Genomic DNA, 24302 nt, shown 5'->3' with positions numbered 1-24302 from the left:
TTATGTAAGCTCCCGGGGATTCACTCAATTGCCGCCTTGCTGTAGCAAGAAATCCATTGGTTATTACATCCTCTGCACGTTTTTATGTGAGAGTGTAAAAGTTAAATTAAACGCTGTAGTACAGCTCAAACTCTACCGGGTGCGGAGTCATGCGCACGCGGTCATCTTCTTCGCGACGCAGCGTAATGTAAGCATCGATCGCTTCATTGGTGAACACGCCGCCTGCTGTCAGGAACTCACGGTCCAGATCCAGTTCTTTCAGTGCTTCTTCCAGAGAACCAGCAACCTGTGGGATCTCTTTTGCTTCTTCCGGCGGCAGGTCGTACAGGTTTTTGTCCATCGCTTCGCCCGGGTGGATCTTGTTCTTAATACCGTCAAGACCAGCCATCAGCAGCGCTGCGAAGCACAGGTACGGGTTAGCAGCCGGGTCCGGGAAACGCACTTCGATACGACGCGCTTTCGGAGAAGCAACAACCGGAATACGGATAGAAGCAGAACGGTTACGGGCAGAGTAAGCCAGCATTACCGGCGCTTCGTAGCCTGGGACCAGACGCTTGTAGGAGTTAGTGGTCGGGTTCGCCAGGGCGTTGATCGCTTTAGCGTGTTTGATTACGCCGCCGATGTAGAACAGCGCCTGCTCAGACAGACCCGCATACTTGTCACCGGAGAACAGGTTTACGCCGTTCTTGGACAGAGACATGTGGCAGTGCATGCCGGAACCGTTATCGCCGAACATTGGTTTTGGCATAAAGGTCGCGGTTTTACCGAAACGGTGAGCGACGTTGTGAACGACATATTTGTAGATCTGAATCTCATCCGCTTTTTTGGTCATGGTGTTGAAGCGGGTTGCGATTTCGTTCTGGCCAGCGGTAGCAACTTCGTGGTGATGCGCTTCAACGACCAGGCCCATCTCTTCCATGATCAGACACATGGTAGAACGGATGTCCTGAGAAGAATCTACCGGAGGAACCGGGAAGTAACCGCCTTTCACGCCAGGGCGGTGACCTTTGTTACCACCTTCGTATTTGGTGGAGGAGTTCCATGCGCCTTCGATGTCATCAATAGCCACATGGGAACCGGAAATAGACGCGCCGAAACGGATGTCGTCAAACAGGAAGAATTCTGGCTCTGGTCCGAACAGAACGGTGTCTGCGATGCCGGTAGAGCGCAGATACTCTTCAGCGCGTTTAGCGATGGAGCGCGGATCGCGGTCGTAGCCCTGCAGCGTACCTGGTTCCAGGATATCGCAACGGATGATCAAGGTAGACTCTTCATAGAACGGGTCGATGAGTGCAGTAGACGCATCTGGCATCAGAACCATGTCTGATTCGTTAATGCCTTTCCAGCCACCGATTGAGGAGCCGTCAAACATTTTGCCTTCTTCAAAGAATTCGGCATTTACCTGATGAGCAGGAATAGTGACGTGCTGTTCTTTACCTTTGGTATCAGTGAAGCGTAAATCAACAAACTTCACTTCGTGTTCGTTCAGCATCGTCAAAACGTGTTCAGCGGACATACTTACTCTCCCGGATTGGTCATGGTCGTCGTGGTAACGAAGTCTTCAATTCTGCAAAAAATTGGCCGTGTCGCCGTAATAAATATAAAGCGAAATCTGTGCCAACTTTTAAATTGCCCCTAAAAGGCGTTATCATGCGCACTATCGTGCAAAGGGGCTGCACCATGAAGGTAGTATTGCACCATTATAGTGCTTTGATGTGAACATTAAGCACCATATTGGTGCAAAGCATGTCAGATTACCCCTTTTAACGCTCCGTGAATGTGATCACAAAGAAACTCTGCAATACTTGTTTGCGGAGGATGTTTGTGATCCTGTTTTGTACTGCGATTAATCCGTGTACAATAACGCGCTATTTCTAAAATGCCTGAGGCAAAGTTGTGATCGAAAATTTGCGTAACATCGCCATCATCGCGCACGTAGACCATGGTAAAACGACCCTGGTAGACAAGCTGCTCCAACAATCCGGTACGTTCGATGCACGTGCTGAAACCCAAGAGCGCGTGATGGACTCCAACGATTTGGAGAAAGAGCGTGGGATTACCATCCTCGCTAAAAACACCGCTATCAAATGGAATGACTACCGTATCAACATCGTTGATACCCCGGGGCACGCCGACTTCGGTGGTGAAGTTGAACGTGTAATGTCCATGGTCGACTCCGTGCTGCTGGTGGTGGATGCAATGGACGGTCCGATGCCGCAGACGCGCTTCGTGACCAAAAAAGCCTTTGCCCATGGCCTGAAGCCAATTGTTGTTATCAACAAAGTTGACCGTCCTGGCGCGCGCCCTGACTGGGTTGTTGATCAGGTATTCGACCTGTTCGTTAACCTCGACGCTACCGACGAGCAGCTGGACTTCCCGATCGTTTACGCTTCCGCGCTGAACGGTATCGCAGGTCTGGATCACGAAGACATGGCTGAAGACATGACTCCGCTGTATCAGACCATCGTTGATCGCGTACCGGCTCCGAGCGTAGACCTTGATGGCCCGCTGCAGATGCAAATCTCTCAGCTGGACTACAACAACTACGTTGGCGTAATCGGCATCGGTCGTATCAAACGCGGTAAAGTTAAACCGAACCAGCAGATCACTATCATTGATAGCGAAGGCAAAACCCGTAACGGTAAAGTCGGTAAAGTCCTGACTCATCTGGGTCTGGAACGTATCGAGAGTGATATTGCCGAAGCAGGCGATATCATCGCGATCACCGGTCTGGGCGAACTGAACATCTCCGACACCATCTGCGACCCGCAGAATGTCGAAGCGCTGCCGGCTCTGTCCGTTGATGAACCGACCGTAACCATGTTCTTCTGCGTAAACACCTCTCCGTTCTGTGGTAAAGAAGGTAAATATGTTACCTCTCGTCAGATCCTTGACCGCCTGAACAAAGAGCTGGTGCACAACGTTGCCCTGCGCGTTGAAGAAACCGAAGATGCGGATGCGTTCCGTGTATCTGGTCGTGGTGAGCTGCACCTGTCTGTTCTGATCGAAAACATGCGTCGTGAAGGTTTCGAAATGGCGGTTTCCCGTCCGAAAGTAATCTTCCGCGAAATCGATGGCCGTAAACAAGAGCCGTTCGAAAACGTAACGCTGGACGTCGAAGAGCAGCATCAGGGGTCTGTCATGCAGGCTCTGGGTGAGCGTAAAGGCGACCTGAAAAACATGAATCCAGATGGCAAAGGCCGCGTACGTCTTGACTACGTGATCCCAAGCCGTGGTCTGATCGGCTTCCGTTCAGAATTCATGACCATGACTTCCGGTACCGGTCTGCTGTACTCCACCTTCAGCCACTACGACGATGTTCGTGCGGGTGATGTGGGTCAGCGTCAGAACGGCGTTCTGATCTCCAACGGCCAGGGTAAAGCAGTTGCGTTCGCACTGTTCAGCCTGCAGGACCGCGGTAAGCTGTTCCTGGGTCACGGTGCAGAAGTTTACGAAGGCCAGATCATCGGTATTCACAGCCGCTCTAACGACCTGACTGTAAACTGCCTGACCGGTAAGAAACTGACCAACATGCGTGCGTCTGGTACTGACGAAGCAACGGTTCTGGTTCCACCGGTTAAGATGACTCTTGAGCAGGCTCTGGAATTCATCGATGACGACGAACTGGTAGAAGTTACCCCAACGTCTATCCGTATCCGTAAGCGTCACCTGACTGAAAACGATCGTCGCCGTGCAATGCGTGGCGCGAAAGAAGAGTAATTAACTCTCTTCCTCAGGTAAGTATAAAAAAGCCGCTGATTTCAGCGGCTTTTTTTATCATCAGGAGGATCAGAAGAAATACTTTGCCCCGACACGAATCTGGTTTTGCTCACGATGATAGGGCTCAACATTGCGATCTAACCAGCGTAATTCCAGATAGGGCAGCCAGTGTTCATTAATACGATACTTAAAGGTATTAGTAATTTCCCAGTGATGATCTTTTCCATTGCTGCTATTGAAGTCATTGACGCGCATAAAATAGTGCGGTTCAAAGGTGTAGGAGAATTTATCGGTAATGGTAAAGTTCCAGTAGTTACCGATTTCATAGGTGTCATTATTATCCAGATCACCATTTAAATCGGTTGAACTGTAGTTATTATGGTTATATCGATTCCGCACGGTAAGATTAAACCACGGAGTAAATTTATAGTTAACATCCAGATAAACAGCTCCGCCTGAACCAATACTCTTATCGTTTATTAATCCTCCTGGCTGGATTGTTAATTTATCTGTCGGTTTAAATAATGGATACCAGCCCTCTATTTCGTTATAGCCGTGTTTTAACTCATCCTTGCGTTGCATAGTATAGGTGTTGGTGAGCATGATACCCGCGCCCATATCGGAGTTATAACCGACACGCAGCATGACTTCCATTTGGTCGGACGCCAGATTATATGCTTCGCGGTTTTCTACATAGACTCCAGCAAAAGCAGAGGTTGACACCACAGAGGATAGGAGAATTATTGTCGTTAATTTTTTCATGATAAATCCATTTTTTAAGCGTAGGGAGGCCGCCATCCATTGGGATGGAATAGGCGGCTATTATTTTTATACTTTTACAGCAGAGGTATTCTTTTTATTGGTAATAGGGTCCGGTTGGATGTTGTTTTTCTTCCGTTGGCTGATTTCCTCAATAATAAAAGCAAAACGTGTTTCGTTAAGTTTATAAAAGAAGCCCATCGTGAGTGCTGCAATAATCGCAAGACCGCAGGGCCAGAGAAAAATAAGCTGACGCAAACCGAGCAGGGTGGCATCGCTCTGGGCTATGTTAGGGATATAACCGATTTGCGTCAGCATGATGCCCGGCAGGAAGCCTGCGAGCGCAGCAGATATTTTGCGAGAAAAGGTATAACCCGTATACACCGAGCCTTCCGCGCGGATCCCTGTTTTCCATTCGCCATAATCGACCGTATCCGGAACCAGCGCCCAGTTCAGGCTGTTAACAAAAGCGGTTCCGAAGAAGGCTAAACAAGAAAAAATCACAAAATAAAAGGAGTTATAACCCCAAAAATAATTTAAAATATCGCCAGCGGCCCATAAAACCATACCTGCTAAATATACGCGTTTCTTGCCAAAACATTTCACGGTCCAGGGGACTAACAAAACACCAATAATTACGCACCCCATACTAAAAAAACCCATCCAGGATAATAGGTTAATGTCATTTAGTACATATTGGGTATAATAAACCTGAATAGCTAACTTGATATTAAATGCTGCTAGTGTACACAAATTTGCAATGCATAGAACTAATAGTGGTGGGTTATGAAAAATTGCACAGAATGATTTGATAATGCTTGTTTTATGTCCCGGTGAGCGGGGCTCAATGTAATATTCTTTGGTTCCTTTATAACATAACATAATAAAAACAAAACCAAAGACAGAGAAAGTTAAGGCTGCACAACCATAACCAATGGTAGTTGTAGAGAATAAAGATTGCAGTGGGATAAAAGCAACCGTACAGATTAATAATCCGATTGTTGCCCCACCCTGTCGAAAAGCTGCCAGTTGTGCGCGTTCATTTGGATTTTTTGTTATTGCTGGAATCATGGCACCATATGAACAGTTCATTAGGCTGTAAAACAGACCGAATAGCATAAATAGACCAGTGGCAATAGCAGTCTTAATTGGCAGGCTAAATGTTGTAGCAATAAACTGAACTGTCGCAATAATCGCGGATGGTACTGCTGCATACAGAATAAAAGGCCTGAATTTCCCCCTGCTTCCAATGCTTTTTTGAGAATCGAGAAGAAATCCGGTTAGCATATCTGTAAATGCAGTAAAGAATTTTGCTATAAGGAAAATAATCCCACCATAATATGCAGGCATTCCTAGCTCATCTGTGTAAAACTTGAGCAAATACAATGTACCAATGCTTAGCATTAGATTGGAGCCAATATCACCCGCGCCGTAAGCGAGTTTTTCTTTCAGGCTTAGTTTTAGCGTTAGCGGATCATGGTCAGGCATAACCACTCCTTATAACGCCCCGAAGGGCGTCATTAATTATTATTGTTAAGCAGTACGTTTACGTGCTTCTATTTCTTCAACGATACGGAAGTACATTTTCTCGTTGAGGTTGTAAAAACAGCCCATTGTAATCATGGCGAGCACCGCGAGCACACAAGGATATATGAAGATCAACTGACGTAATCCTTCAACAGTGCTGGCCGACTGCACCACGTTTGGAATGTAGCCAATTTGAGTAAGCATCCATCCAGGGAAAAATCCAGCCAGCGCTTGGGACATTTTTCGAAAGAAGGTGAGCCCGGTATAAACCGTCCCTTCGGAACGCACGCCAGTACGCCATTCACCATATTCCACTGTGTCCGAGACCAGCGCCCAGTTAAGGCTGTTAACAAATGCTGAGCCGAAGAATGCCAGACAGGAGAAGGCCACGAAACTCACCGAAGTGTCACCGAAGCCGTAGTTAAGCAGATCGCCCACGGCCCAAATTATTAGCCCGCCGATATAGACCTTTTTCTTACCAAAGCGGCGTACAGCAGCAGGCATCAAAAAGACGCCGATGAATATACAACCCATGCTGAAGAAGCCCATATAGGACAAAATAATCGGATCGTTTAGCACGTACTGGGTGTAGTAGACCTGAATCGCCAGTTTGACATTAAAGGCCGCAAGGGTGCAGAGGTTGGCAACGCACAAAATAAACAGTGGGCGATTACCCGCGATTGCACGGAAGGATTGCAAAATTCCTGCTTTTTGTGCGGAATCAGCCTGTTTGACCTCAACATAACGCTCTTTGACACCCGCATAGCAAAGCCACATAAATAGCAGCCCGCATAACGAGAAAAGAGCAGCCGTAACGCCATATTGCAGTTGTTGATTACCTTCAATCAAATTCATTACTGGTACAAAAGCAACGGTCCCAATGAGAAGGCCTAAGGTGGATCCACCCTGGCGCCAGGCTGCCAACGAGGCACGTTCATTTGGATTTTTGGTTATGGCTGGCACCATCGCGCCATAAGAGCAGTTCATCAGGCTGTAGCATAATCCATAAAGCATAAACAGCAGCGTTGCGACAACCGTTTTACCCGTAATTTCTAACGGTGTTCCTATAAAGTTGGCTGTAGCCAGTAGTGCTACTGGGAATGAGCCATACAGAACGAACGGGCGAAATTTACCTTTCGGTCCTATTTTTCGCCGTGAGTCGAGCACAATACCGGTACCCATATCGGTAAATGCGGTAAAGAATTTAGCGATTAAGAAAATAATCCCACCATAGGTTCCCGGAAGACCGAGGACATCTGTGTAGAATTTCAACAAATAGAGTGTGCCAATATCCAGCAGAATATTGGAACCCAGATCGCCTATGCCATAAGCTATTTTTTCTTTAAGTGGCAGGCGTAGCGTTGCTGGATCAGCAGAGGTCTGACTCATTATTATTCTCCATGTGCCCGCGAGTTTCCCCGCGGGCGAGCCGCATTAGATGTTGCGTAAGGTAGCAAACAGTGACGCCCATTCACTCTTCGCGCGATAAAACACCGGAGGCTTGCCAATAGGCGCATCCACGGTAATTTCTCCGCCCTGAGAAGTTTCCCCAGTCCAGACGTTTACCCAGCTATCCTCCGGCAGATACAGCGTCCAGTTTTGCTGACCTTGTTCGTGAACCGGCGCAACCAGCAAATCCTGCCCCAGCAGGTACTGATATTTCAGGGTATAGGTCCGCGCATCGTCTTCGTAATGCAGGAACAGCGGGCGCATCACCGGCAGACCAGTAGCGCTGTTTTGCGCGACCGCCTGTTTGAGATACGGTTTCAGGGTGGTAAAGACGGTGGTCATACGGGCAAAGTGGGCGATGGTTTCTGCATCACCATCAAACTGCCAGTTATCGCCAGGGCGGTTACCTTCGTGGGTGCGCATCATTGGCGTGAAGGCGCTAAAATCACACCAGCGCAGCAGTAGCTCTTTGCTGCGTTTCATGTCAAACAGGGTGGTGTAACCGCCGATATCGCTGTGGTGCAGACCGTGGCCGGTCATCGCCAGCGACAGCGCCGCAGGAACGACGGAAGCCAGACCATCGTCGAGGCTCCAGTCAACGTTCTGATCGCCTGCCCACATCATGGTGGAGAATTTCTGGCTGCCGGTGTAGCCCGCACGCATAAAGAACAGGATCTCGCCGAGTTTGCCGGTCTCCTGTAACGCTTCGTAGTTACATTTCGACCACAACGCGGGCCAGGCGTTATGCATAATTTCAGCGCTGACGCCGTTGTGCAGATACGTATCGGTCGGCAGGTATTCGCCAAAGTCGGCCATCCAACCGCCGCAGCCCAGTTCAATCATGTTCTTTTTGATGACTTCTTTGAACCAGGTGTAGGCTTCGGGGTTGGTCAGATCGACCACGCCGCCGTAAAATTCACCAAACTCAACCAGATAGTCAGCGCCAGAGGCGTCTTTCGCCAGATAGCCATGTGCAGCGGCTTCGGCACAGAGATCTTTATCGCTGGCGACGTACGGGTTGATGTAGGAGAGAAACTGCACGCCTTCTTCTTTCCACTGCTTAATACGGCTATCCAACTGCGGATAGTTGTCGCTGTTCCACTTCCAGTTCCACATCACGCGCTTGCCAAAAGAAGTCATGCGGATCCCGGACCAATCCTGCGCCCAGATGCCGTTTACTTTCACGCCTGCGTTACGCATAGTGTCCAGTTTGTTCTGGCAAATCTCAGTACCGCCCTGAATACCTAGCGTGACGCCATCGTAGATCCAGTCCGGTAGCTCTGGCTGGCGTCCTAGCAGTGCAGTCAGTTTTTCCAGCAAAGAGATATAGGTGTCTGCGCATTCAAAGCGAAGAGTGGTTTTATCCTCCCACAATGCCAGTTCGTGGTACTCCGGCGCGCTGAAGTCGAAATTCATATAGCAGCTGTTATCCACGTGGCAGTAGTATTTCTGCGTACTGACAAAGGTCGGCTGCGGGAAGAAGGTCCAGTAGTAGTCACCGCCGGCATTTTCTTTACAGTCTGCCTGCCAGGTGACATAGCTGTTTTTGTTACGGCCCACGCCCTGTTCGCTGGTCCACAGTGGAAATGGCTTTCCGCGCAAATCGAAGTAAGAGAATTGTTCGCCGCAGCCGTAAATATGATCGTCCGCCCTGGCGGCCAGGCGCAGCCAGATACGGTTATGGCTGAGATCCTCGTTGTGCAGATCCAGCTTCAGGCGTCCCTGTTCATCGGTGGAGATGTGCAGCGTGGCGTTGATGGTATTACCGCGGCTGAAATCTACCCGCCAGCCTTCAGGCGACTCGCTTACCGTGGCGTCGGTCAGAGCAATCTTCTCATTGAGCTTGTCTTTAATGCTGAAGTTGCCGCGAAACATGTCAATGTCGGCAACGCCAGCGCCGATCCACAGGCAGGGGAGTTCTGTGCTGTGACGCAAAATCAGGCGCTGGTGGTATGTCAGCGTAAAACCATCAATATTCTTTTCTATCAGGACTGAGGATAAATGCTTACTTTGCGTGCTCATAAAATATTCTCCATGAAATTGAGGAACGCGAGCATACTGATTGTTTATGATTTGCTATTATTCATTAGCCTTAAATAGTTATGCGCTACCCTTGAAGTAGCGCCTGAACAAGAAAAGCTTTTATTATTTGCTAGCATCCACTTTACGAATCTCAGCGATTTTTTTACCTAAAAGTATTTGTAATGCCGCCAACAGTGCAAATGGTGGTAGAAGAGCAGTGATTGCTGAAATACCCAATGCACCTTTTATTAACATTGCCCCCGAAGCGATTAATAACAAAAAGACTAAAACACGGAATACTTTTACCGAAATACGCTTATGTACATATTGCCCGACTAAGGAACCGAGTATCATGGTAGGAATACAGAAAATAACCAGTTTAAATGTTGATACTGTTAATATTCCACTGGTTGCTAGACCGCCGACAACTGCAATGTTGTTTGCCGTAAAGAACGCATTTAGCGTACCGCGAAAAGCGGCTGGGCCCAGGTTACGCAGCATTCCATACATTACAACTGGTGGTCCATTTGTGGAAAAGGCCGCTCCTAGTGCACCAGCTATTGCCCCTAACGGCGCAGCTATCCAACGTCTGTCATAGATGGGGAGGCGGGGAATAAACATACTGTAGAATGAGTAGAGAATAAGAAAACCACCCAATCCTATTTTCATGATGTGATCAGGCAGATATGACAGTGCATATAAACCTACCGGAATGCCAAGAAAAGAGAAACCGATAAGAACGGCAGCCGATCGCCAGTCCGTTTCTTTACGAGATAACCACGTGGCATAAATGGCGGTCGCTGTTCCGACAATAACAGAAAGTGGAGTTGCCATTTTTACAGGAAGCATCAGGGTGATGAGCGGCATGGTTGTCAATCCACCACCAAAGCCAGCACATATTCCTACAAATGTATAAAGAAACATTAAGGCGATAACAGTATATATAACATTTGGCTCCAACATCACGCCATCAGGTGTAAATAAATTAAAGAAATCCATTATAATTCCTTCATTATCAAATTCTAAAATATTACCTTGGCTGTTTTAAGTCATGGTAATGGGTATCCTGCACAAATAAACACTTGCACTATATGCATTCACCGCGAATATTAAAAAATAATGTATGCTGCTGTTTTGGTTTAAGTAATAGTAAGTCGATCCCAGAGTTAAAGGCATCCGGTGGACAACTCATCGGTTCGATAGCCAACCCCCGGCGATTCAACTTTTCGCCACTATAGACCTGAAGCCACGGTTGATCGGAACACAAACTAACAGCAAGCTGCTGTTGTTCGTTAATAATTTTCGTCTCCCACCGCTCGCCGCAAGTTTTGAAAGTATGATCAATCCGTTTATCACCGATTTTCTGTTGGATGGAATAATCCAAATTCAGCTCATCGACGTGAAGTAACGTTGTTGAGTTAGACTGTGTATCGGAAGCAAAAACCTCATTTGCAGGAAGTTGCAGCGTACAGTCATCAACAGGTGCTAAATCGCAAGTTAAGTAAGGGTGAACACCGACGCCATAAGGTGCTGGTTTATCGCCGATATTTTGGCTAATTATTTCAACGGACAGCCCCGTTGTAGCGTCCAGTGAGTAAATAACCTGCGAAATCAATGCGAATGGGTAGCCATAACTTGGCGGTAAAAATATGGAGAACGAAGCTTTTGCGGCTGTTAATTCACTAACTTGCCAGTCTCTCCATGCAAGTAAGCCGTGAATAGCGGCGTTAGAGCCATGTTCATTAATCGGCAGCAGATACTCATGCCCATCATGCTGATAGATGCCATTGGCAATACGATTTGGCCAAGGGATTAATACCTTACCCAGATGAGCAAGAGGCATCTCTTCTGGTTTATGAGGTATAACCAGATGCTTGCCCTGCCAGGTTAATTCGGCAAGACCGGCACCAACTGAAACTATTTGCGCCCGGTAATCACCTGCAGCGAGTAATATCGTATTCCCACCACTATGCATACATATCACCTTAATATTAGATATCCTTACTAAACAACGGCATATGCAACATTCATTTGCTGATATGCCGTCTTTACCAGGCTTATTTATTTTGCATTGATATCTAACAAACCTGCTGCTACGGCTGGTGCCAGCCCTGGAGCGAGCGGGATGCGTGGGATTACCAGACAGTGCAGAAGATGGTATATATCCTGCTTACCGTCCCAGACTTTAGTGGTCACCTTGTTGTCAGCATCCAATTCTTGCCACCATGAACCATTTTCATAGTCCATCAGGTATTTAATGCAGTAATCCCACCATGTCTGATACCAGGTTTCATATTGACGATCCCCTGTTACGGTATAGAGGGCATAGGCTGTCCCCATCGCTTCGACAATTGGCCAGCGTACACGCTCACGTACAACGGGTTTCCCTTCCCAGTCAACGGTATACACAATGCCGTCAGCTCCATCTGGAGCCCATGCATCACGTACTGTCGCGTGGAACAAACCTTTAGCGTCTTCCAGCAGCCATGCTGGGGGTTGTTCGCATCTGGCTTCCAGCGCTGCGTGGATATGCAGCATTAAACGACCCCATTCGATCCAATGACCTGGAGTACCGCCAAATGCACGGAAACGGTGTGCTGGATTTTCTTTGTTATAGTCGCGGATAGGATTCCATTGAGTATCAAAGTGTTCATTAACACGGTAATGATTGTTTCTGGCCACATCATGAATGATGACTGATGCGATTCTGATAGCGCGATCCAGCCATTTTTTGTCATGGGTAACATCATAAACGATCAGGAAAGCCTCAACAGCGTGCATGTTGGCGTTACCGCCACGGTAATCTTCCGTCTGGCTGAAGGCCTCGTCCCAGGACTCAAGGCACATCTGCTCTTCTTCACTCCAAAAATATTTCTCAATCACTTCTATGGTGTAATCCAGCAATTTCCTGGCTTCAGGATGCCCGGTTGTTACTGCGCTGGCTGCGCCCAGCAGTGCAAAAAAGTGTTGATACCCTTGCTTGGAGGCATCCATCACGCCTTCGTCATTTACGCATGCATACCAACCACCGTATTTTTTATCTAGCAATGCGCCATTCATAGCCTTGATGCCGTGATCGACCAGGTCATATGCCCCAGGTCTGCCCATGGCTGCAGCTACAGAGTAAACGTGTAACATACGGGCAGTAATCCACAGATGAGTCCCCATCTCTTCTTTAATTTGCCCCTTGTTACCCAGCCAGCCAAATCCAGTAGGAACAGCAGCATTTTTACCAAAATTAAAGATGCGGTCTGTTTCCTGCTCCAGCCAACGGTTGTGGCTCAATGTGTTAAACCATTTCATTCTTTGATCCTCGTATTAGCGGCGACGGGCCATCATTTCATCGACAATGTCACCTAAACGTTGCAATTTAGGCGCGGAAACATCACGCAGCATCAGTTCGGTATCTGGCAGGCCAACAACCGATGACCAGACCGCACGTCCGGCCAGGAAGCCAGATGCGCCTGCGGTCATTGCTACGCTGACTGCGCGCGGGAACAGTTTTTCATCCACACCAGAGGAGAGAATGACCCACGGCATGTTGATGTTTTCATTCAGGCGCTGAGAGGCGCTTAGTAGTTCTTGTTGAGTACCTTTGCCGTACAGCGGCATTTCGACCTTGTAGAGATCGGCACCGCTATCACCCAGTTCTTTTGCGGCATCGATAATGGCCTGTTCGCGATCGAACTTATCGCCACGACGCGGTGGGCGAACAACCGGCTCGATGATGCTAAGCAGGCCATTGGAATGGCATAGCTCATTGAATTCTTTCACCATATCAAGACGCTGCTGAGCATCTTCATCGCTACGCCACAGCACCAGCAGTTTGAGAGCCTTAGCACCATCTTGCTTCACGGCTTGCGGGTTGATTTTTTTATCAATCACCACGCTATCGACCGGAATACCGTTACCCGGAATGAACTCATCAGCGGCCACAATCATGGCGCAGCTTTTGGCGACCGCGTTTTGCTCTACAACCTGGCGGTAGCAGAACTGCTGGTCGACCAAAATGGCGGAGGCATAGGGGGACAGGATCTTTGCCGCATTGACCTTGAAATCGGTCAGCACGCTGTCATTGACCGGGGATTTTGCACCCGCTGCGGCAAACATTAAGCGCATGGCTTCGCGCTGATCGACCGCCAGCATGGCAAAACCGCCAGAAGCTCGGGTGATATCTTTCAGGGTGTACTTCGTCATTGTTCAGTCCTTACTTATCTGTGTGTTTATTTAGCCCGGCGGATGCGCGAACCTGTTCGAGAATTGCCGTCCAGTCTTCCCGGCCACGGCCAGCGGCGCGTGCCTGGTTATAGACTTCGCGGGAGGCGGCGCCGAGCGGCATCGGCACATGCAGTTGGTTGGCAACGTCCAGGGCGATGCCAAGATCCTTGTGAGCTAAATCGATCATAAAGGCCGGGGAAAGATCGCCTTTCAGCACTTTGTTTGGCCAGGAGGTGGTGAAGTGACCTTTTCCGGCAGGCGTTCCGCTCATCACTTTTAAGGCCACATCGAAGGAGAGGCCGAGCGCTTCGCACAGCACGGCGGCTTCAGCAGACAGGGCATTTAGCGCAATACTCATGTAGTTGTTGATGAGCTTCACGCGGATCCCCATGCCGGGACCCCCTGCATTGATCAATTCATTACCCATCGCCATCAGAACTGATGTGGCGTGTTCTACCTGCTGTGCCGTTCCACCTGCCAGCAGCAACAGCGTTCCCGCGATAGCGTGATCGGAGGTGCGTCCAACCGGGCAATCCATCATGTCGAAACCTTTGGCACGCATATCGGCGATCAACTTGTCGGTTTGCAGTGGGTGAATAGTCGACATATCAATCACTAACGCCTGCGGGGAGAGGCTTTCGCAGATACCCTGCTCCCCGAACAGTACGCTACGCACCAGATCGCCGTTTGGCAGCATGGTGATGACAAATTCTGCCCCCTTTGCCGCCTGGGCCGGGTTGTTGGCAGGCTGTGCTCCTTTTTCCACCAGGCGCTGAACGGCATCCGGGTTAACGTCAAAGACGCTGAGTTGATGACCCTGCTTCAGCAAGTTGCTCGCCATGGGTGAACCCATCTGACCTAATCCGATAAATGCTATAACTGCCATAACGTTCTCCTGAGACGTGGATGTCATTTTTTGTCATTTAAGGTCGTTTGTTTTTGTCTGTTTTTGATCGTATTTGTAATTTATGGTCAAAAAATTGACAGCCGTCACTTTTTAAACATTTTGTGAAATTAAAATGATCCCATCTTGAAACGCCTAAGGAATGACCATGATTCGTATTGCTTGTGTAGGTATTGCCGTGATGGATCGCATCTATTACGTGGAAGGTTTACCGACTGAAGGAGGTAAGTATGTGGCGAAGCGTTATACGGAAGTGGGCGGTGGGCCTGCTGCAACGGCTGCAGTGGCTGCAGCGAAGCTGGGCGCACAGGTGGACTTTATTGGCCGTGTGGGCGATGACGACACCGGAAATAGCCTGCTGGCGGAGCTGGAATCCCTGGGGGTAAACACCCGCTACACCCGGCGCTACGTGGGGGCAAAGTCTTCGCAATCGGCGATTATGGTTGATGCGCAAGGTGAACGGATTATCGTTAACTATCCCAGCCCGGATTTACTGCCGGAAGCTGATTGGCTCAATGAGATCGATTTTTCCCAGTGGGATGTGGTGTTGGCGGATGTTCGCTGGCACGAAGGGGCCAGGCAGGCGTTCACGCTGGCGCGTCAGGCGGGAGTGATGACGGTTTTGGATGGCGATGTAACGCCACAGGGTATTAGTGAACTGGTGGCGTTAAGCGATCATGCTGCATTCTCTGAACCTGGTCTGGCGCGTTTAACCGGAATAAGCGATCCTGTCGCTGGACTGAAACAAGCACAAACGCTCACAAATGGTCATGTCTATGTGACACGAGGGAGCGAAGGCTGTGACTGGATAAAAAATAATACGTTGCAGCATCAATCTGGATTTAAAGTCGACGTCGTTGACACAACGGGGGCGGGGGATGTTTTCCACGGTGCGCTCGCATTCAGCCTGGCTGACGGCGATGCTCCGGAAGGGGCTGTCAGGTTCGCCAGCGGGGTTGCTGCGCTAAAATGTACACGTCCGGGAGGAAGAGCCGGAATCCCTGACTGTGATCAAACCCGATCTTTTCTGTCACTTTTTGTATAAAATGCCAGGGCAATGGTTTTTCGAGGAAATTTCATGAGTCTTACCGAACTGACCGGTAACCCGCGACACGATCAACTGCTGATGCTGATTAGCGAGCGCGGTTATATGAACATCGACGAGCTCGCCAGCCTGCTGGACGTGTCCACGCAAACCGTGCGTCGTGATATTCGTAAACTCAGCGAGCAGGGATTAATTACCCGTCATCATGGTGGCGCGGGTAGAGCTTCCAGCGTGGTGAATACGGCGTTTGAGCAGCGTGAAGTCTCCTGGACGGAAGAGAAAAAAGCCATCGCGGAAGCGGTGGCTGATTACATTCCTGATGGGTCAACGGTGTTTATTACCATTGGCACCACCGTTGAGCAGGTGGCGCGCGCACTGTTAAACCATAATCATTTGCGTATTATCACCAACAGCCTGCGTGTGGCGCACATTCTGTATAACAACCCACGTTTTGAAGTCATGGTGCCGGGGGGAACGTTACGTCCGCATAACAGTGGCATCATTGGCCCTTCTGCCTCGGCATTTGTCGCTGATTTTCGGGCCGACTACCTGGTTACCAGCGTTGGCGCGATTGAAAGTGATGGCGCGCTACTGGAGTTTGATGTCAATGAAGCCAGCGTAGTGAAAACGATGATGTCCCATTCAAGACACATTCTGCTGGCTGCGGATCATACGAAATATACGGCTTCTGCCGCGGTAGAAATTGGTAACGTGTCTCAGGTGACCGCGTTGTTTACCGATGAATACCCAGGTCCCTCATTGCATAATTTACTCCAGTCACAGCAGGTGGAAATTGTGCAAGTGAGTCCTTCACAGGACGATGCTCTGGCCGTGTAATTCTCTCCAGTGATGGCTCGATAAGTTCGTAGTCATCACTCTCACATAGTCAAACTTCTCCTTTCCCGCTACAGTTATTCATCCACGGCGAATAAGGAGAAGGGCATGCTCTATATCTTTGATTTGGGTAATGTGATTGTCGATATCGACTTCAATCGCGTGTTAGGCACATGGAGCGATTTGAGCCGTGTACCGCTGGCCTCGTTAAAGCAAAGTTTCACCATGGGGGAGGCTTTTCACCAGCACGAGCGAGGTGAAATAACGGATGAAGCTTTTGCGGAGGCGCTATGCCATGACATGGCGTTGCCGCTCAGTTACGAGCAGTTCTCTCACGGTTGGCAGGCCGTTTTTGTCGCCTTGCGCCCTGAGGTTATCGACATCATGCATAAGCTGCGTGAGCAGGGGCATCGGGTGGTCGTCTTGTCGAATACTAACCGTTTGCACACGACGTTTTGGCCAGATGAATACCCTGAGATCCGTCAGGCTGCTGACCATATTTATCTTTCCCAGGACCTGGGCATGCGTAAACCGGAAGCGCGGATTTACCAGCACGTCCTGCAGTCTGAAGGTTTTTCTGCGCAAGATGCGATCTTTTTTGACGACAACGCCGATAATATTGAAGGGGCCAATCGGTTAGGGATTACCAGTATCCAGGTCGTCGATAAAACGACCATTCCTGACTATTTCGCGAAGTTGTTATGCTAAAAAATGTTCAGCAACAAGCCAGGCACCATACGCGTCCTGTACGGGCCTGGCTGAAGCTACTATGGCAGCGGATTGATGAAGACAACATGACGACGCTGGCAGGGAATCTTGCCTACGTTTCATTGCTCTCATTAGTGCCGCTTATTGCCGTTGTGTTTGCTCTTTTCGCCGCCTTTCCGATGTTTTCTGACGTTAGTGTCCAGCTGCGGCATTTTATTTTCGCAAACTTTATCCCAGCGACGGGTGACGTTATCCAGCGTTATATCGAACAGTTTGTCGCCAACTCGAACAAAATGACCGCCGTTGGAGCATGTGGGCTGATTGTTACGGCGTTATTATTGATGTATGCCATTGATAATGCGCTGAATACTATCTGGCGCAGTAAACGCACTCGCCCTAAAGTTTACTCTTTCGCCGTTTACTGGATGATTTTAACGCTGGGGCCGCTGCTGGCGGGGGCCAGTCTGGCGATCAGCTCTTATCTATTGTCATTGCGTTGGGCCAGCGATCTCAACACGGTGATTGATAACGTTCTGCGTATTTTCCCGCTGGTGCTTTCCTGGCTCTCGTTCTGGCTGCTTTACAGCATTGTACCGACAACCCGTGTACCCAATCGTGATGCGGTTATTGGCGCTTTTGTGGCCGCCGTGTTGTTCGAAGCCGGAAAGAAAGGATTTGCGCTCTACATCACGATGTTCCCGTCGTATCAGCTCATTTACGGTGTCCTGGCGGTGATCCCCATTTTATTTGTCTGGGTATACTGGACGTGGTGTATCGTCTTGCTAGGCGCGGAAATAACTGTCACTCTCGGGGAATACCGCAAACTTAAACAAGCCGCAGAACAAGAAGAAGCAGAGCAACCATGATTGCATTAATTCAGCGCGTAACCCGTGCCAGCGTCACCGTGGAGGGCGAGGTGACGGGTGAAATTGGCCCAGGACTTTTAGTCCTGTTAGGTGTCGAAAGGGATGATGACGAACAAAAAGCGAACCGCCTGTGCGAACGCGTACTCGGCTATCGAATCTTTAGCGATGCCGAAGGCAAAATGAACCTGAATGTGCAGCAGTCAGGCGGCAGCGTGCTGGTGGTCTCGCAATTTACGTTGGCGGCAGATACTGAGCGCGGCATGCGTCCGGGCTTTTCAAAAGGCGCAGCGCCCGAGCGGGCAGAAGCCCTGTATGAGTACTTTGTTGAGCGTTGCCGCCAACAGGAAATGAATACGCAAACCGGTCGTTTCGCTGCGGATATGCAGGTTTCACTGGTTAATGATGGTCCCGTGACGTTCTGGTTACAAGTATGAACCAGCTACCGGTGTGGCCGCGGGCAACAAGAGAGAATACGACTATGTATCACCTTCGAGTACCGCAAACAGAAGAAGAATTGGAGCGTTACTACCAGTTTCGCTGGGAGATGCTGCGTAAACCCTTGCACCAGCCCAAAGGCTCCGAACGGGATGCCTGGGATGCGATGGCGCATCACCAGATGGTGGTGGACGAAGAGGGGAATCTGGTCGCGGTTGGGCGTTTGTATATCAATGCGGATAACGAAGCCTCGATACGCTTTATGGCCGTAGACCCCTCCGTACAGGAGAAAGGGTTGGGCACGCTGATGGCGATGACCCTGGAGTCTGTGGCGCGTCAGGAAGGGGTAAAGCGCGTAACCTGTAGCGCCCGTGAAGATGCGGTCGAATTTTTCGCCAAACTTGGGTTTGTGAGCCAGGGAGAAATCACCACGCCGCAAACCACACCGGTGCGCCACTTTTTGATGATTAAGCCCATCGCGACGCTGGACGATATTCTCCATCGCGGCGACTGGTGCGGACAGTTACAGCAAGCCTGGTACGAACATATTCCCTTGAGTGAGAAAATGGGCGTGCGCATTCAGCAGTACACCGGGCAGAAATTTATTACCACGATGCCCGAGACCGGTAATCAGAACCCGCACCATACGCTGTTTGCCGGAAGCCTGTTTTCACTGGCGACGTTAACGGGCTGGGGGCTTATCTGGCTAATGTTGCGCGAGCGCCATCTGGGCGGGACCATAATCCTCGCGGACGCGCATATCCGATACAGCAGGCCGATCACCGGGAAGCCTACCGCCATCGCCGACCTGGGCTCGCTGAGCGGTGACCTGGACCGTCTGGCAAGAGGCCGCAAGGCGCGCGTTCAGATGCAGGTCGGGGTATTTGGCGATGACACGCCGGGCGTTGTGTTTGAAGGCACCTACATTGTGCTACCCGCAAAACCGTTTGGCGCATATGAAGAGGGCGGGAACGAGGAAGAGTAGGCCTTCTAGCTGAAATGCAATATTGGGTTCATTTGCTGATGTAAAATGCGGATTATGAAAATGCCATAATCCGCATTTTGATAAAAAATCGCATGCTGTCGATGATTGTATTGACGGGTACCTTCCTTAATCGCAGAACAGTTGTGTCCCATCAAAGCGTTTTTCTCTAACAGTAAAAAAAGCTGTTCCATCTCAGTCGTGTATTTATCCGCCTGCTGATAACCGAATTTTCTCCAGGTGTATTCATAGATAGATTCAAAGTCTTCGACTGCCTGATTAGAGAGTTTATACATTCAGACTGCGCTTTTTCCTGTGCGCGACCTCCTGTAGAGTCAGGTCGCTTGTGCCGCTGTGTATCCCATCCTCCAGCGCGTCGCGTAATGCGTTGTTTCGCAATTCTTGTTCTTCCAGTAAACGTAATGCTGAACGGACAACTTCGCTGGTGGAACCATAGCGCCCACTTTCAATCATTTCGTTAATAAAACGATCGAGATGCTCGCCAATCGTAATGCTGGTAGTTCTGGGCATAGGTTTGTCCTTTGTGTTATCTATTCACACAAGATAGCACCCGTGGACGAAAACATGAACAACCTTACTGACCTAGCCGCCAGGCCACATCCCGCATAATGCTTCGTGCTGCCTGACTCACCCCAGCCAACTGGAAAAATCCGTGGATAACGCCGAGATAGCGTTGGCAAGTGCACTCCACGCCCTGCTCCTGGAACCGTTGATACAGGGCCTCGCCTTCATCTCGCAGTGGGTCGAATTCAGCTGTAATGATGTGCGTGGGCGGCAAACCGTTGAAGTCTTCGCGCCAGAGTGGGCTGACTTCGGGATGCAGTGGATCGGTTTGCGGCATATACATCTCGTAGCCCGACAGCAGCGTGTCGCGGGTGATAATGTAATCCTGTCCATTATGGTCATAGCTCGCAAACCTGACGGTTGCGTCCAGCATCGGGTAGATCAACATAAGCTGCGCAGGTTGCCATTGTCCGCTAGCTTTCAGGCGTAGTGCGGTGACCAGCGCCAGATGCCCGCCCGCGCTGTCACCGGCAAGCGTAATGTTGCTGCGGTCGACTCCCAGTTTCTGGGCATACTTCCAGATAATATTAGCCCCCGATTCAGCATCGTTATGTGCTGCCGGGAAGGTGTGCTCTGGCGCGAGGCGATATTGCACCGCAATCACCCGACAGCCGCTGTACCAGGCGAGCTGCCTTAGCTGATTATCATGCGTGGCGAATCCACCGCTGACAAAGCAGCCGCCGTGATAATAGATAACGCAGGGGAGATTTCCTGTGCTGCCCCGCGGCGAAACAACGCGAAACGTCATGGCATCGAGTTCAATATCTTCAACCTGTACGCGTGTTTCAGTTTCTCCTGCCAGTGCAGTGCTGGCGATGTAGCCTGCTCTCCGGTCATCAATATTCTGCTCGCGTGAAGAAGGGCGTCCCGCCGCGATAAATGCCTCAACAAGCTGTGCAATCCCGTTTTCCAGTGCCATTTATTATTCTCCTTATCTGTATATATATACAGTTTTATAACCTGGATACTCACGAATGAAAATGGGAAAAAAGGGGGCGGGTATGATTCTGGAAAGCGGCTCGCAAAAATAAAAATCGTTCGCGTGAAGGCTACTTTCCCACTTTTCTCAGGTGTATGTTGTGTGGAAATTAATCGCTGATGATATACTGGAGGTATATGTGAGTATGATGGCTGGGATGGATATGGGCAGAATTTTACTCGATTTATCAGATGAGGTGATTAAACGTCTTGATGATCTCAAGGTTCAGCGCAACCTGCCGCGAGCAGAACTCTTGCGGGAGGCCGTTGAACAGTATCTTGAGAGGCAGGATCAGGCTGAAACAACAATTTCACGTGCTCTTGGGCTGTGGCAAGGCTGTGAGGAAGATGGTGTTGAATACCAGCGTAAACTCCGTGAGGAATGGTAATGGTCAAAGGATCAGCTCTTTTTGATACCAACATCCTCATCGATCTGTTTAGCGGGAGAAATGAAGCAAAACTGGCGATAGAAACATGGCCGCCGCAGAATGCAATCAGCCTCATTACATGGATGGAGGTGATGGTGGGCGCAAAAAAATACCATCAGGAAGCCCTTACTCGCGTTGCGCTAGGCGCTTTTAACGTGATCGACATTTCACAGGATATTGCTGAACGAAGCGTGAGTATCAGACAGGAGCATGGGATGAAATTGCCGGATGCCATTATTTTGGCCACTGCGCAGATTCATCGTCTTACATTGGTTACGCGTAATACCAAGGATTTTGCAGGCATATCAGGCGTGGTCACGCCGTATGCGTTATAACCCGGGCGACCTACGCCGCCCGGTGGTACGGAGAACTTACTCCCCTTCACCCGGGAATAAGAACGGGTTGATGGAGCTGCGGGCGAAGCCCTCTTGCTCCATGTGAGCGTCCAGCATCAGTGAAGCGAGATCGTCAGCTACTGCCTCAACTTTCGGGTCTTTTTCCTGATAGAGAATCTTCAGGTAAGTCCCGCAGTCGCCGCAGCTTTCAGCTTTAATCGCTGCCTGTTCGTTATCCAGCGACCAGTAGTTCAAATCACGGCTCTGTTCGCAGTTGCTGCACTTCACGCGCACCACGTGCCACTCGGTTTCACACAGGTTGCAGTGCAGATAGCGCAGCCCCTGAGTGGTACCGATTTGCACCATGCTGGAGACCGGCATTGAACCACACACCGGGCAGTACTGACGCTGTTCACCGTATTCCGCACGGGCTTTGCCGGGGATCAGGCTTGCCATCTGCGCCCAGTAGAGCGACAGGGCAGCCCAAATGAACGGCGCTTTGTCGCTGCTGACGGAGGCGAAATCAGAGGCAAACAGCGCGCTGGCCATCAGCTCCAGTTCCTGCTCTGAGGCTTTTTCCAGATTCTCGATCACGGCTAGTGCAGGGCCGCTCATCTCCGGCTTCAGCTCAGCAATTAACGATTGCAGCAGTTTTTGCCAGTGCTTGTCGCGTGGCAGGACGTGAATGTCCAGCGGCGGTTTGCCCTGATCGTTCGCTTCTTTGATGCGAGCGGTCAGATCTATCTGCAGCGGATGGTCGTACAACACCACTTCCTGCGCGTGTGCGATCAGCGCGGCAAAGCGCAGATAATCGCCAAGCGGGTTGTTCTCGGCCAGCTCGCGCAGACGCTCAGCGCGGCGGTTATACAAATTTTTGAGTCTGGGGAATAATAACGGCGGAATCATATCCGCCGTGCGTTTCTCGCTCTTCTCCAGCTCATCTTGCGGGATTATGCGAATACTCATTCAGATGACTTTTCCTGTTTCTGGCGGACTTCACGGTACCAGCGCGGGTGATGTTTCTTCGCCCATGAGCTGGTAACCCATCCTTCCACCATCGCGGTAATGGTGCCTTTCACCCAAAGGGCGGCGTAAATGTGCACCATGATAACCACAATTAACGCTACTGCGGCAAATGAATGCAGCATTAACGCGAATCGGATCACCGGGATTGAGAAAGCAGGCGCAAAATACGGACGCCAGATGACCACTCCGCTCACCAGCAACAGGACCAGGAAGATAATCGCCGCCCAGAATACGCATTTCTGGCCGAAGTTATAACGTCCCGTGTCACCTACTTCCTCGTTGACGACAATCTTACGAATATTCTTCGCCCAAAAGATATCATCCCGATTGATTAGATTGTGGTGCCAGTAACGGAAAAACATGATGATAAACGAGGCAAACATGATCACGCCGACAAACGGGTGCACAATTCGCGCCAGTTGCGGAGTGCCCATGATGTGCATCAGCCAGTTAAAAGATGGGAAGAGAAAGCCCATCCCGCTCACTGCCGCCAGAATGAAGCAGAAGGCGGTGATCCAGTGGTTGATGCGTTCCGGCGCCGTGTAGCGCACGATGGTGTCACGTCGTTTCATTTGCGCACCTCGTCTTTTTCTTCATGCAGATTGTCTTCTTCCTCTTCCGCACGGTTCGGGCCTACGCCGACGTAGTGGAAGATACTGGCCGCAAATGTCGCTGCAAAGCCGACGGCTGCGAGAGGTTTCCAGATGCCTTTCCAGAATTTCACGGTGGCGCTGATTTCCGGGTTCTCCGGCAGACCGTGGTACAGATTCGGCTTGTCGGCATGGTGCAATACGTACATTACGTGCGTACCGCCAACGCCTGCCGGATCGTACAGACCCGCGTTTTCGTAACCACGCGTTTTCAGCTCCGCTACGCGCTCGCCGGCCAGCGTTTTCATCGACTCTTTGGTGCCGAAATGAATGGCGCCGGTTGGGCAGGTTTTCACGCAGGCCGGTTCTTGCCCGACCACCACGCGGTCAACGCACAGCGTACATTTGTAGACGCGGTTGTCTTCCGGGTTGAGGCGCGGTACGTCGAACGGACAGCCCGCGATACAGTAGCCACAGCCGATGCACTGCTCGGACTGGAAGTCGACGATCCCGTTGGCATACTGAATGATTGCGCCTTCAGCCGGACACGCCTTCAGGCAGCCCGGATCGGCACAGTGCATACAGCCATCCTTGCGGATAAGCCATTCCAGTTTGTCGTTTTGTTCCACTTCTGAGAAGCGCATTACCGTCCAGGATTTAGCGGTCAAATCAGCCGGGTTGTCGTACACCCCAACGTTGTTACCCACTTCATCACGGATGTCGTTCCATTCAGAACACGCCACCTGACACGCTTTACAGCCGATACAGGTGGTGACGTCGATAAGCTTCGCCACCTCTTCCTGATGGTCCCGCGCCTGAGGCGCGGGGGTGAAACCGTTAGTGGCGGAACGACGAATGATGTCTTGCGATTGATAAGCCATAGGTCGTCTC

The 24302-nt window shown here is 50.2% G+C and carries 25 protein-coding genes; 9 read left to right on the top strand and 16 right to left on the bottom strand.

Annotated elements, in window-relative coordinates; genetic code table 11:
• Positions 1–106 precede the first annotated feature (106 nt).
• Positions 107–1516 (bottom strand): glutamate--ammonia ligase, encoded by a 1410-nt coding sequence (gene glnA / locus OGW16_RS01905; RefSeq protein ID WP_003028638.1) that lies wholly within the window; start codon positions 1514–1516, stop codon positions 107–109.
• A 380-nt stretch (positions 1517–1896) separates the two neighbouring features.
• Between glnA and typA the strand changes: the two genes are divergently transcribed.
• The gene (gene typA, locus OGW16_RS01900; RefSeq protein ID WP_008786988.1) at positions 1897–3720 is read left to right on the top strand and encodes a ribosome-dependent GTPase TypA; all 1824 of its coding nucleotides are present in this window, start codon (positions 1897–1899) and stop codon (positions 3718–3720) included.
• 69 nt (positions 3721–3789) lie between these two features.
• Here the strand turns inward: typA and ompL are convergent, their stop codons facing one another.
• From ompL to yihU, 9 genes are all read right to left on the bottom strand, one after another.
• Positions 3790–4482 (bottom strand): porin OmpL, encoded by a 693-nt coding sequence (gene ompL, locus OGW16_RS01895; protein ID WP_043018875.1) that lies wholly within the window; start codon positions 4480–4482, stop codon positions 3790–3792.
• A 66-nt stretch (positions 4483–4548) separates the two neighbouring features.
• A complete protein-coding gene (locus OGW16_RS01890; protein ID WP_047407515.1) occupies positions 4549–5967 on the bottom strand; it encodes an MFS transporter in 1419 nt (472 codons plus the stop codon).
• Between the two features lie 45 nt (positions 5968–6012).
• Entirely contained in the window at positions 6013–7395 is a 1383-nt protein-coding gene (locus OGW16_RS01885; RefSeq protein ID WP_047407512.1) for an MFS transporter, read from the bottom strand.
• 45 nt (positions 7396–7440) lie between these two features.
• Positions 7441–9477, bottom strand: coding sequence for an alpha-glucosidase (locus OGW16_RS01880; RefSeq protein ID WP_286517641.1), 2037 nt, complete (start codon positions 9475–9477; stop codon positions 7441–7443).
• 123 nt (positions 9478–9600) lie between these two features.
• Complete coding sequence (locus OGW16_RS01875; RefSeq protein ID WP_047407506.1) at positions 9601–10476, bottom strand: sulfite exporter TauE/SafE family protein; 876 nt, start codon at positions 10474–10476, stop codon at positions 9601–9603.
• Between the two features lie 88 nt (positions 10477–10564).
• Positions 10565–11452, bottom strand: a complete 888-nt coding sequence (locus OGW16_RS01870) for an aldose-1-epimerase (RefSeq protein WP_072033902.1) — start codon at positions 11450–11452, stop codon at positions 10565–10567.
• A gap of 86 nt (positions 11453–11538) precedes the next feature.
• The gene (gene yihS / locus OGW16_RS01865) at positions 11539–12780 is read right to left on the bottom strand and encodes a sulfoquinovose isomerase (protein WP_047407502.1); all 1242 of its coding nucleotides are present in this window, start codon (positions 12778–12780) and stop codon (positions 11539–11541) included.
• Between the two features lie 15 nt (positions 12781–12795).
• Positions 12796–13674, bottom strand: a complete 879-nt coding sequence (yihT, locus tag OGW16_RS01860; protein WP_023217875.1) for a sulfofructosephosphate aldolase — start codon at positions 13672–13674, stop codon at positions 12796–12798.
• Positions 13675–13684: 10 nt separating this feature from the next.
• Entirely contained in the window at positions 13685–14581 is an 897-nt protein-coding gene (gene yihU, locus OGW16_RS01855; RefSeq protein WP_075145418.1) for a sulfolactaldehyde 3-reductase, read from the bottom strand.
• Between the two features lie 166 nt (positions 14582–14747).
• Between yihU and OGW16_RS01850 the strand changes: the two genes are divergently transcribed.
• The 6 genes from OGW16_RS01850 (at position 14748) to fabY (ending at position 19472) form a co-directional block, all read left to right on the top strand.
• Positions 14748–15644: a sugar kinase gene (locus tag OGW16_RS01850; RefSeq protein WP_181634182.1), complete on the top strand. Its 897-nt coding sequence runs from the start codon at positions 14748–14750 to the stop codon at positions 15642–15644.
• Positions 15645–15677: 33 nt separating this feature from the next.
• A complete protein-coding gene (locus tag OGW16_RS01845) occupies positions 15678–16481 on the top strand; it encodes a DeoR/GlpR family DNA-binding transcription regulator (protein ID WP_075145417.1) in 804 nt (267 codons plus the stop codon).
• 105 nt (positions 16482–16586) lie between these two features.
• Positions 16587–17186 carry a glucose-1-phosphatase gene (gene yihX, locus OGW16_RS01840; protein WP_043018883.1) on the top strand — a complete coding sequence of 200 codons (600 nt, stop codon included), beginning with the start codon at positions 16587–16589 and terminating at the stop codon, positions 17184–17186.
• Positions 17180–18052 carry a virulence factor BrkB family protein gene (locus OGW16_RS01835; protein WP_043018884.1) on the top strand — a complete coding sequence of 291 codons (873 nt, stop codon included), beginning with the start codon at positions 17180–17182 and terminating at the stop codon, positions 18050–18052. Before yihX ends, OGW16_RS01835 begins: the two co-directional genes overlap by 7 nt.
• Positions 18049–18486 (top strand): D-aminoacyl-tRNA deacylase, encoded by a 438-nt coding sequence (dtd, locus tag OGW16_RS01830; protein WP_003028671.1) that lies wholly within the window; start codon positions 18049–18051, stop codon positions 18484–18486. Before OGW16_RS01835 ends, dtd begins: the two co-directional genes overlap by 4 nt.
• 44 nt (positions 18487–18530) lie before the next feature.
• The gene (gene fabY, locus OGW16_RS01825) at positions 18531–19472 is read left to right on the top strand and encodes a fatty acid biosynthesis protein FabY (RefSeq protein WP_003825286.1); all 942 of its coding nucleotides are present in this window, start codon (positions 18531–18533) and stop codon (positions 19470–19472) included.
• 5 nt (positions 19473–19477) lie between these two features.
• Here fabY and OGW16_RS01820 read toward each other — a convergent pair whose 3' ends face one another.
• The 3 genes from OGW16_RS01820 to OGW16_RS01810 all read right to left on the bottom strand — a co-directional run bounded on the left by OGW16_RS01820 (position 19478) and on the right by OGW16_RS01810 (position 20973).
• Entirely contained in the window at positions 19478–19765 is a 288-nt protein-coding gene (locus OGW16_RS01820) for a type II toxin-antitoxin system RelE/ParE family toxin (protein WP_003825284.1), read from the bottom strand.
• Complete coding sequence (locus tag OGW16_RS01815) at positions 19758–20000, bottom strand: type II toxin-antitoxin system ParD family antitoxin (protein WP_003825282.1); 243 nt, start codon at positions 19998–20000, stop codon at positions 19758–19760. Before OGW16_RS01815 ends, OGW16_RS01820 begins: the two co-directional genes overlap by 8 nt.
• A 64-nt stretch (positions 20001–20064) precedes the next feature.
• Entirely contained in the window at positions 20065–20973 is a 909-nt protein-coding gene (locus OGW16_RS01810; RefSeq protein ID WP_080625903.1) for an alpha/beta hydrolase, read from the bottom strand.
• A 205-nt stretch (positions 20974–21178) separates the two neighbouring features.
• Here OGW16_RS01810 and OGW16_RS01805 point away from each other — a divergent pair, with 205 nt between their 5' ends.
• The gene (locus OGW16_RS01805) at positions 21179–21421 is read left to right on the top strand and encodes a ribbon-helix-helix domain-containing protein (RefSeq protein ID WP_043018956.1); all 243 of its coding nucleotides are present in this window, start codon (positions 21179–21181) and stop codon (positions 21419–21421) included.
• Positions 21421–21795, top strand: coding sequence for a type II toxin-antitoxin system VapC family toxin (locus OGW16_RS01800; RefSeq protein WP_213733664.1), 375 nt, complete (start codon positions 21421–21423; stop codon positions 21793–21795). The genes OGW16_RS01805 and OGW16_RS01800 overlap by 1 nt, the downstream gene beginning before the upstream one ends.
• A 36-nt stretch (positions 21796–21831) precedes the next feature.
• On the opposite strand, the gene fdhE is transcribed toward OGW16_RS01800, so the two are convergent.
• From fdhE to fdoH, 3 genes are read right to left on the bottom strand one after another with little or no spacing between them, the layout of a single operon-like run.
• On the bottom strand, positions 21832–22761 hold the full coding sequence (fdhE, locus tag OGW16_RS01795; RefSeq protein ID WP_043018887.1) for a formate dehydrogenase accessory protein FdhE: 930 nt from the start codon (positions 22759–22761) through the stop codon (positions 21832–21834).
• Positions 22758–23393 carry a formate dehydrogenase cytochrome b556 subunit gene (gene fdoI, locus OGW16_RS01790; RefSeq protein WP_003028686.1) on the bottom strand — a complete coding sequence of 212 codons (636 nt, stop codon included), beginning with the start codon at positions 23391–23393 and terminating at the stop codon, positions 22758–22760. The genes fdhE and fdoI overlap by 4 nt, the downstream gene beginning before the upstream one ends.
• A complete protein-coding gene (gene fdoH, locus OGW16_RS01785; RefSeq protein WP_003028691.1) occupies positions 23390–24292 on the bottom strand; it encodes a formate dehydrogenase O subunit beta in 903 nt (300 codons plus the stop codon). The genes fdoI and fdoH overlap by 4 nt, the downstream gene beginning before the upstream one ends.
• Positions 24293–24302 lie beyond the last annotated feature (10 nt).

Source organism: Citrobacter sp. Ce104 (assembly GCF_030334595.1).
GTDB lineage: Bacteria > Pseudomonadota > Gammaproteobacteria > Enterobacterales > Enterobacteriaceae > Citrobacter > Citrobacter europaeus.
The sequence above is the reverse complement of the archived record's forward strand: the minus strand, read 5'-3'. Positions and strand labels throughout refer to the sequence as shown.

Coding starts and splice junctions, on each gene's coding strand:
- glnA (WP_003028638.1), bottom strand. CDS start 1,516: ATGTCCGCTGAACACGTTTTGACGATGCTGAACGAACACGAAGTGAAG.
- ompL (WP_043018875.1), bottom strand. CDS start 4,482: ATGAAAAAATTAACGACAATAATTCTCCTATCCTCTGTGGTGTCAACC.
- OGW16_RS01890 (WP_047407515.1), bottom strand. CDS start 5,967: ATGCCTGACCATGATCCGCTAACGCTAAAACTAAGCCTGAAAGAAAAA.
- OGW16_RS01885 (WP_047407512.1), bottom strand. CDS start 7,395: ATGAGTCAGACCTCTGCTGATCCAGCAACGCTACGCCTGCCACTTAAA.
- OGW16_RS01880 (WP_286517641.1), bottom strand. CDS start 9,477: ATGAGCACGCAAAGTAAGCATTTATCCTCAGTCCTGATAGAAAAGAAT.
- OGW16_RS01875 (WP_047407506.1), bottom strand. CDS start 10,476: ATGGATTTCTTTAATTTATTTACACCTGATGGCGTGATGTTGGAGCCA.
- OGW16_RS01870 (WP_072033902.1), bottom strand. CDS start 11,452: ATGCATAGTGGTGGGAATACGATATTACTCGCTGCAGGTGATTACCGG.
- yihS (WP_047407502.1), bottom strand. CDS start 12,780: ATGAAATGGTTTAACACATTGAGCCACAACCGTTGGCTGGAGCAGGAA.
- yihT (WP_023217875.1), bottom strand. CDS start 13,674: ATGACGAAGTACACCCTGAAAGATATCACCCGAGCTTCTGGCGGTTTT.
- yihU (WP_075145418.1), bottom strand. CDS start 14,581: ATGGCAGTTATAGCATTTATCGGATTAGGTCAGATGGGTTCACCCATG.
- OGW16_RS01850 (WP_181634182.1), top strand. CDS start 14,748: ATGATTCGTATTGCTTGTGTAGGTATTGCCGTGATGGATCGCATCTAT.
- OGW16_RS01845 (WP_075145417.1), top strand. CDS start 15,678: ATGAGTCTTACCGAACTGACCGGTAACCCGCGACACGATCAACTGCTG.
- yihX (WP_043018883.1), top strand. CDS start 16,587: ATGCTCTATATCTTTGATTTGGGTAATGTGATTGTCGATATCGACTTC.
- OGW16_RS01835 (WP_043018884.1), top strand. CDS start 17,180: ATGCTAAAAAATGTTCAGCAACAAGCCAGGCACCATACGCGTCCTGTA.
- dtd (WP_003028671.1), top strand. CDS start 18,049: ATGATTGCATTAATTCAGCGCGTAACCCGTGCCAGCGTCACCGTGGAG.
- fabY (WP_003825286.1), top strand. CDS start 18,531: ATGTATCACCTTCGAGTACCGCAAACAGAAGAAGAATTGGAGCGTTAC.
- OGW16_RS01820 (WP_003825284.1), bottom strand. CDS start 19,765: ATGTATAAACTCTCTAATCAGGCAGTCGAAGACTTTGAATCTATCTAT.
- OGW16_RS01815 (WP_003825282.1), bottom strand. CDS start 20,000: ATGCCCAGAACTACCAGCATTACGATTGGCGAGCATCTCGATCGTTTT.
- OGW16_RS01810 (WP_080625903.1), bottom strand. CDS start 20,973: ATGGCACTGGAAAACGGGATTGCACAGCTTGTTGAGGCATTTATCGCG.
- OGW16_RS01805 (WP_043018956.1), top strand. CDS start 21,179: ATGATGGCTGGGATGGATATGGGCAGAATTTTACTCGATTTATCAGAT.
- OGW16_RS01800 (WP_213733664.1), top strand. CDS start 21,421: ATGGTCAAAGGATCAGCTCTTTTTGATACCAACATCCTCATCGATCTG.
- fdhE (WP_043018887.1), bottom strand. CDS start 22,761: ATGAGTATTCGCATAATCCCGCAAGATGAGCTGGAGAAGAGCGAGAAA.
- fdoI (WP_003028686.1), bottom strand. CDS start 23,393: ATGAAACGACGTGACACCATCGTGCGCTACACGGCGCCGGAACGCATC.
- fdoH (WP_003028691.1), bottom strand. CDS start 24,292: ATGGCTTATCAATCGCAAGACATCATTCGTCGTTCCGCCACTAACGGT.